The organism is Ruegeria sp. CE8 (assembly GCF_056537465.1).
Genome location: NZ_JBQFRP010000015.1, coordinates 97,384 through 104,071, shown reverse-complemented (window position 1 = coordinate 104,071; position 6,688 = coordinate 97,384). Strand labels below are relative to the sequence as shown.

7 protein-coding genes and 1 pseudogene are annotated in these 6,688 nt (G+C 56.9%); 3 read left to right on the top strand and 5 right to left on the bottom strand.

Annotated features, from left to right (window positions below; genetic code table 11):
- Positions 1 to 280: pseudogene (locus ACR0AA_RS20780) on the top strand (transposase); the annotation flags it as partial.
- Here ACR0AA_RS20780 and ACR0AA_RS20775 read toward each other — a convergent pair.
- The 5 genes from ACR0AA_RS20775 to ACR0AA_RS20755 all read right to left on the bottom strand — a co-directional run bounded on the left by ACR0AA_RS20775 (position 267) and on the right by ACR0AA_RS20755 (position 4,582).
- On the bottom strand, positions 267 to 1,025 hold the full coding sequence (locus tag ACR0AA_RS20775; protein WP_480757150.1) for a glutathione S-transferase family protein: 759 nt from the start codon (positions 1,023 to 1,025) through the stop codon (positions 267 to 269). The pseudogene ACR0AA_RS20780 and the gene ACR0AA_RS20775 sit on opposite strands and share 14 nt — an antisense overlap.
- 10 nt (positions 1,026 to 1,035) lie before the next feature.
- Positions 1,036 to 1,602, bottom strand: coding sequence for a hemerythrin domain-containing protein (locus tag ACR0AA_RS20770; RefSeq protein ID WP_480663591.1), 567 nt, complete (start codon positions 1,600 to 1,602; stop codon positions 1,036 to 1,038).
- Positions 1,603 to 1,984: 382 nt separating this feature from the next.
- The gene (locus tag ACR0AA_RS20765; protein ID WP_480663590.1) at positions 1,985 to 3,037 is read right to left on the bottom strand and encodes a hypothetical protein; all 1,053 of its coding nucleotides are present in this window, start codon (positions 3,035 to 3,037) and stop codon (positions 1,985 to 1,987) included.
- 71 nt (positions 3,038 to 3,108) lie between these two features.
- Positions 3,109 to 3,420: a MocE family 2Fe-2S type ferredoxin gene (locus ACR0AA_RS20760; RefSeq protein ID WP_480663589.1), complete on the bottom strand. Its 312-nt coding sequence runs from the start codon at positions 3,418 to 3,420 to the stop codon at positions 3,109 to 3,111.
- Between the two features lie 28 nt (positions 3,421 to 3,448).
- Positions 3,449 to 4,582, bottom strand: coding sequence for a fatty acid desaturase family protein (locus ACR0AA_RS20755; RefSeq protein WP_480757146.1), 1,134 nt, complete (start codon positions 4,580 to 4,582; stop codon positions 3,449 to 3,451).
- 287 nt (positions 4,583 to 4,869) lie between these two features.
- On the opposite strand from ACR0AA_RS20755, the gene ACR0AA_RS20750 reads away from it, so the two are divergent.
- Complete coding sequence (locus tag ACR0AA_RS20750) at positions 4,870 to 5,907, top strand: LacI family DNA-binding transcriptional regulator (RefSeq protein WP_480757143.1); 1,038 nt, start codon at positions 4,870 to 4,872, stop codon at positions 5,905 to 5,907.
- Entirely contained in the window at positions 5,904 to 6,683 is a 780-nt protein-coding gene (locus tag ACR0AA_RS20745) for an oxidoreductase (RefSeq protein WP_480757141.1), read from the top strand. Before ACR0AA_RS20750 ends, ACR0AA_RS20745 begins: the two co-directional genes overlap by 4 nt.
- Positions 6,684 to 6,688 lie beyond the last annotated feature (5 nt).

The window sequence follows — 6,688 nt, the reverse complement described above, 5'->3', positions numbered from 1 at the left end:
CGGCATACCGAATGTCGATTGGCTACTCGGAGCTCGCGGATACGATGCCGATTGGTTCCGAGAAGCGTTACAAGACAAAGGGATACGCGCTTGTATCCCCGGCCGGAAGCAGCGCAAGACAACGGTGAAGTACGACAAGCGCCGATACAAACGCCGCAACCGGATCGAGATCATGTTTGGCAGGCTCAAGGATTGGCGCCGTGTGGCAACCCGGTACGACAGGTGCCCGAAGGTCTTCCTCTTAGCAATCGCCCTCGCAGCTCTCGTCATCTATTGGCTATGTGTCCTGACCCTAGAAATGGGCGTTCATCACTTGCAAGACGCGTTTCAAGCTGGGCCAGTGCTTCAAAGTAATTTTTGAACGCTTTGGCATATATTGCCTGATCTGAAGAAAAACCTGCTTTGTAAGCGCCATTGTTAATATTGATGTATATCAGCTCGTTCAATTCGTCGATTTCACTCCGAAGCTCCGGCTCGTCGGGGTACAACTTTTGCTGTTCAGGAACGCTGCGCGAACTACCCAGTTCCGCTGCGTGTTGGTCGAGCATCCGAATGATCTCTGCGCTTTCGTTGTTAACGATGCGGTTCGTCTTTTTATCGTAGAGTACAGGCACCGATCGTTCGTCCGCTCCTTCGGCCCGATAGATTTCCCGCACCAGTTTAAAGCCCTGACCCGTGCCGGTTTCAGCCGTACACTCCGATAAGGGATTGCCAGTCAGCGATGCCACTTGTTCGGGCGCAAACTGCCAGTGATTGGGGCCGTCAGGATGGTCTTCGCCCGTACGGTTTGGAAAGGCCACGTCCATCGAGATGCTACCCTGCAACCCCAACAAATTGCGTGCCAAAATTACACGATGGCACCAAGGACAGTTCAAGGCGACAAACAAGTGATAACGGTTTGGTTCAGCCGGGAAATCCGGATCGCCAATCGAATGCCGAAAACCGCTGACGCCGCGCACGAATTCTCCTCGTGCGCGGCGAGTTTCCGCGTTTGACTGATCTTCCTGTTTAGAATGGTCGGTCATTCGGGTGGCCTTACCCTCTCAGGCGGTGATGGAGGATGATCGGAACGGCAAGTTCCTCTTCATCGCTCAGGTGGCGTTGTAGAAAGGCCTCGATGGCCTCAGAGGTATCGCGCAATGCCCCCACTTCCGAGCGGGCCTGAGACTCGTCCAGATGAATGAGCTTTATCACACGATTGGCCGTCCGGGTGTATTGGTCAAGCACCAGATCCAGATCAGCGTGGTCCTTTTCCAACACTTCTAACCCGGCATCAAAGCGGGAATCCGCGGCAGAAAGCTCGGGGAAGTAGCTGCGATCTTCCCACCCATGATGTCCATGCAGATTCCCGACGAGGGCGTTGCCATAATAGGACAGGCGCGCTGCGTACTCATCTGGCGACACGTCCTTTTCCAGGTAATCCTCTGCATCCGCCCGAACCAGTTCGGCAAGGCGCCGGAACATCTGGTGCGCACCCAGCCAGTGACGCGTTTTCTCCTTGAAGCCGGGGTGAGCGTCCCAGCTGTCACGAGGATACTTGTCGAGCAAGATCTGCATCTCACTCGGCATGTCTGCGGTGCGGATATTGTAAGTATCAAGCATGAGCTTACTCCTTTCCGCAGTAATTTGTGTGCCGTGATTTCAATCTGTTAGGCACAGGAATGCACAGGTGATGTCCATCTTTGCACACCATCAGAACCGCGGCCAATCAGTTCAACTCCAACTCCTTGTCAGGGCCTGAAGCAAGCAACAAAAAATTTTCCTTTCGGTCACCTGTGGCGGGCAGTCGACCATTAAGGTGAGGTGCTGAACGCTGTGGTGACCAAAGGCCTAAAGGACAGCGTCATTGGCCAAACAGAGACGAGTTCGAATTCGTCTGACGGCACCGCCACTCACACCATTTTCGACACATCTGCGTTTTCATCTTGTCCATAAACTGCGGCGCAGTTCCGTGGGGTTGATACATCCGGAACCCGTCAATCAATTACTCCGGATTGAGGAAGATTGCGTCAAATCGAATGCGTCGGATCTTTCCGCAGTCCCCGGCGATTTCAAGATAATCACCGTTCAGGCTTAGCGATTGAATGGCAGACCCTGTCGGCCACGTTATTGCGCCGATGGCATGTGTGACGATGGAAGGGGCGTCTAGCGAAAGGTTCAGAGCACCCGGACCGGAGAGTTCTGCATCGCGATTTGATCCCAGAACATGCGCGGCCGCGCCTTCTTCGATGCCCAGGCATCCGAAATGGCGACCGGACCAGGGCGGATAATCTCGACCTCCGTTGGAATGCCACAACATCGTCATGGGTAGTGAGGCAGACTGCTTCAGCGACAGAAAAAGGTCGCCCTCGACCGGTCGGGTCACGGCGGTCCACCCTAGTCGGTATCCTGGGGCATCGATTCCGACTACGAAATCCTCGTGCTTGGGAAACCAGGGGTAACGTGTCAGGTCCGTGGTTCCGTCAATCGATGGGAACCGCGTCGGATCGCTGCTGGATGCTGGATAGATCAATCCTGACCGGCCTCGGGCAGGATCGCTCTCTAGGGGCATCGGCGAGGTCTGCCAACCGGATTTGGGCGATGTCCGAATGATGCCGCCGTTCGGCAGAGACAGGTTTGCATGGTTGGCGACAGGGATTTGTCCGTTGCCGCCGTTGAATGTATGCCGCTGATAGACAAACGGGTGCTCAGGGCAAAGCCAAAGCTCTTTGACCAACTCAGCGTTGTTCACGCGACGGTCCAGCCGCGCGGACAGGTAGCCGGTTGAGGTGCTGGTGACAGACCATGGCGCGTTTGCCGGCCAACCATGCAGCGGAGCGCCGTCTTTTTCCTGCCCGAATGGGGCACAGAAAAAATCTCCGCCGAGTGTATACATGTGCGGTGCAAGACCTTTGGGAAGGACTTCGTCCGTTCCAACCCACGGTGCCCGATGCATAGGAGAAATCTCTGTGTCGCCGTCAGCGACGGTGAAGCTTTCGATCAGGCCGGTTTGGGGGTCGAACGACAGTTGGATGCCGTCTGCTGACAGGTGGAACATGTTTTCTGGCCTTCCGTCAACGAGAGCGCGCTTTCAAGGTTACAGATTTGTGGCAGCGCAGGATAGGCTTCTCAAGGAATCAGAACGAAAACGCGCCCGTCCTCTGACTTTGTCTGATAACTTCCGAGGCTGTCGCAGGCCGGTGCGCGCAACGCTTCACCAGACCGGTAATCGAAAAGCCCGTTATGCCGTGGGCATTCGATCTCATGATCCATGACCAAGCCATCAGCTAAATGCACCTTTTCGTGCGTGCACAGCCCGTCTGTGCAGAAGAAGGCACCTTCCGGACTGCGGACTATGGCGAAGGTCTGGCCATTGTGATCCCACCGAAGGACGTCTTCTTCGTCAACGTCGTCGACAGCGATTGCATCGATCCAGGGCATTCCAGCCTCCTTTCCTTTATTGGTCGGATCAACTCGAGCGGCGATCCGGCACATGCGAATGCAAGTGTTCCTTGTACGGTCTTGCGGTCGACGGAAGCTTTTTCCTCAACGCATAGCCGGGATCTTTTCGCTGCCGCATCACAGCGCCCAACATTTCCTTGTAACCATCCCAAATGGACGTGTTGGGTGCCGGCAGATCATCCTTGATCTCTTCGTGCAAAGCCGGAAGCGCGTAATACGGGACCATCGGGAACATGTGATGTTCAATGTGGTAGTTCATGTTCCAGTAAAGCCAGCGACTGACCGGGTTCATGTACAACGTGCGCGAGTTCAGGCGGTGATCAATGACGTCTTCGGGCAAACCGCCGTGTTGCAGCAAGCCTGTCATTACAAAATGCCAGCATCCGTAAACTCGGGGGGCGCCGATCAAAAGGACCGGAATTGCCGATTTCCAACCCATTCCGTTCACCAGCATCAAGACTGTGCTTAGCAATACCGCGGCGTAGATCAGCATATGAACGCGAGCCCAAAACACGGCTCTGGGCCACTCGGTCTCGGGAATGTAGTCCTTTTCGTCGGGTGATAACTGACCCAAGGCGTTGCGGAACAGACCGCGCAACGACAGCCAGGTCTCATAGATGCCAACAAAGGCAAGGGCCTTCAGCGTAAGGTTTATCGGGTGCATCCAGGCGATCTCTGGATCGCGGCCGACAATCAGCGTGTCGGTGTGGTGGCGCGCGTGACTCCATCGCCAGTTCACCGGGTTTCGCATGATCTGAAACGACGCGATTTGGTACACGACATCGTTCATCCAGCGGGTGCGAAAGGCCGTCCCGTGTCCGCATTCGTGCCAGCGGCTGTCGCAGGCAGAGCCATAGATTACCCCATACGCCATCCAGAACGGCAGCGAGAGCCATGTTCCCCAGAAATAGATGGCGCCTGTCGCGAAGATGATATGAAGCGCAATCCACAATGCGGTGTCGCGCAGGGCGGGGGCATCACGGCGTTTCATCAGGGACTTCATCCTCTTTCGCGGTACGTCGCTGTGATACCACTCGGCTGCGGCAAGCCCGATCTCTTGGGCTTGCCGCCCAGATGCACCAGTCAGAGAATAATCCCGGTCTGCTTTGGGCGGTGCCATTTTATGCTCGGCGTCGTTCATTGGTCGAAGTGCTCCTGTGCAAGTCCCCGTACTTGGACGTGTGAGTGACTTGCTTTCTGTTGAAACAGCTTCGACGGGATGAGCCCCTGCTTCAAGCTGGGTTGCCATCAGATCACATCAGATTTGGTTCAACACTTCCTCTTTGTAGAAAAAAGACCTTGTTTCAGGGGCTACTTTTGAAGCCAGTACAACTCAGCTGATGTAAACTGATGTGCCATGAACAGGACTAAACTCGCGGATCGCGCTACAATCGTGCGGAAACTTGCATCATCGGGAACACACTGCGCATGGCACACGTGACCATAGCTGATATTTCGAAACGGGCAGGGGTCTCGACGGCTACTGTTGACCGGGCCCTCAATGGGCGCAAAGGCGTCAGCGCGGCCAACCGGCAACGTGTGATGCGGGCGGCACGGCTGCTTGGTTACCTCCCGTCCGAGGGCATTGTTGCGCTGCCGTCCCGGCCCGCGCGTCTGAGTTTTCTTATCCCGTACGGCGGAAACGCGTTCTTGCAAGAACTCGCAGACAAGATTGCCCAGTTCGCCCAAACGCAACCGTTGGTCGAGAACTGCAATATCGTTGCCCTCAAAGGCATTGGACCCGACCCGCTCGAAGAGGCCCTGGATGATTTGCCGCCAGATACCGAAGGGATCGGGGTGGTCGCTATGGATGATCCGCGAAGCCGCGACGCTCTGCGTCGGGTTTGCGAGGCCGGCATTCGCGTGATTACCCTTGCGTCTGACGTGTTGGCCACGCCCAGATCGGGGTACGTGGGTGTCGACAACTTGGTTGCCGGGCGTACGGCCGCACAAATTCTCGGGATGTTTGCAGGGGGCCGTGCCGGAGACGTTGCCGTGTTCTCCGGGAGTCATTTCTATCATGGCCATAGCGAGCGTGAGGCCGGATTTCGAACCTGCCTGTCAACTTACTATCCGTCGCTGCAGGCCCTGCCGTCGATTGAGACCGGCGAGAATGGCGAGCGGTTGTATCAGGAACTGACCCGGTTGTTTCGGTCACAGCCCAATCTGCTTGGGGTCTATTGCGTCGGTGCCGGTCGGAAAGGTCTCGTGCAGGCCCTGGAAACCATTCCCCAGACCTCTTGGCCATATGTCGTGATGCATGACCTGATCGAAGATACGCGGCGGTGGCTTGCCGAAGGCATGATCCATGCGGTGATCGACCAGAACGCCCGTCTGATCGGCGAACAAGCCGTCATCCGGTTGCTAGGTGCCATCGCGTCTGGTCCGGTCCAATTGCCGCTTGAACAAATCGATCCAAGGATCATCCTGCGAGAGAACATTCCGGCCGGTCGGGTGTCGGCGTGACAATTCGGCTTGAACATATGGCCCTTATCGTCACGGGCGCGGCTCGGGGTATCGGTCGGGCGATTGCGCAAGAGGCCGCCGCGCAGGGTGTCCGGAGTATTCTTGCGACGGACAGGGATCAGGTTGGTCTCGAAAGCCTTGCGCGCGACCTGTCGGACCATGCTCGGGTTGAGATCACCGTCGCAGACTTGTCTGAGGCCAAAGCGTGCGTCGACGTTGCAACGGTCGCGCAGTCGGCTTTCGGCCGGATTGATGGGCTGGTCAATGCGGCCGGAATAACGAACCGAGCCAGTTTTCTGGATGGTACCGCCAGCGGCTTCGATCAGGTTTTTTCCATCAATGCTCGCGCACCATTTCTATTGATGAGCGCGGCAATCCGGGACATGCAGGCCCGTGGCGAAGGCGGTGGGATCGTGAACATCCAGTCCGTGAATGCGCATTGTGGCGCGCCGGACCTGGCCATCTACGCGGCCTCCAAAGGTGCGTTGCAGACGCTGACAAAGAATGCGGCCAATGCGCATCTGCGCGACGGAATTCGGGTGAACGGCATCAACCTTGGCTGGGTGAACACGGAATCCGAGCACGAAATGCAGACCGAGAGGTTGGGAGGGCACCCGGACTGGGCCGAGCGGGCGGGGCGCGGCCTGCCCCTTGGCCGCCTGATCACTCCGGAAGAAGCGGCGCGGGTCACCGTCTTTCTGCTTAGCCCCGCGTCCTTCCCGATGACAGGAGTGAGTGTCGATCTGGAGCAATCGATACTTGGTGCGCCGCCCTAGACTGT

Coding starts and splice junctions, on each gene's coding strand:
- ACR0AA_RS20760 (WP_480663589.1), bottom strand. CDS start 3,420: ATGCCCTGGATCGATGCAATCGCTGTCGACGACGTTGACGAAGAAGAC.
- ACR0AA_RS20770 (WP_480663591.1), bottom strand. CDS start 1,602: ATGCTTGATACTTACAATATCCGCACCGCAGACATGCCGAGTGAGATG.
- ACR0AA_RS20755 (WP_480757146.1), bottom strand. CDS start 4,582: ATGAACGACGCCGAGCATAAAATGGCACCGCCCAAAGCAGACCGGGAT.
- ACR0AA_RS20775 (WP_480757150.1), bottom strand. CDS start 1,025: ATGACCGACCATTCTAAACAGGAAGATCAGTCAAACGCGGAAACTCGC.
- ACR0AA_RS20750 (WP_480757143.1), top strand. CDS start 4,870: ATGGCACACGTGACCATAGCTGATATTTCGAAACGGGCAGGGGTCTCG.
- ACR0AA_RS20765 (WP_480663590.1), bottom strand. CDS start 3,037: ATGTTCCACCTGTCAGCAGACGGCATCCAACTGTCGTTCGACCCCCAA.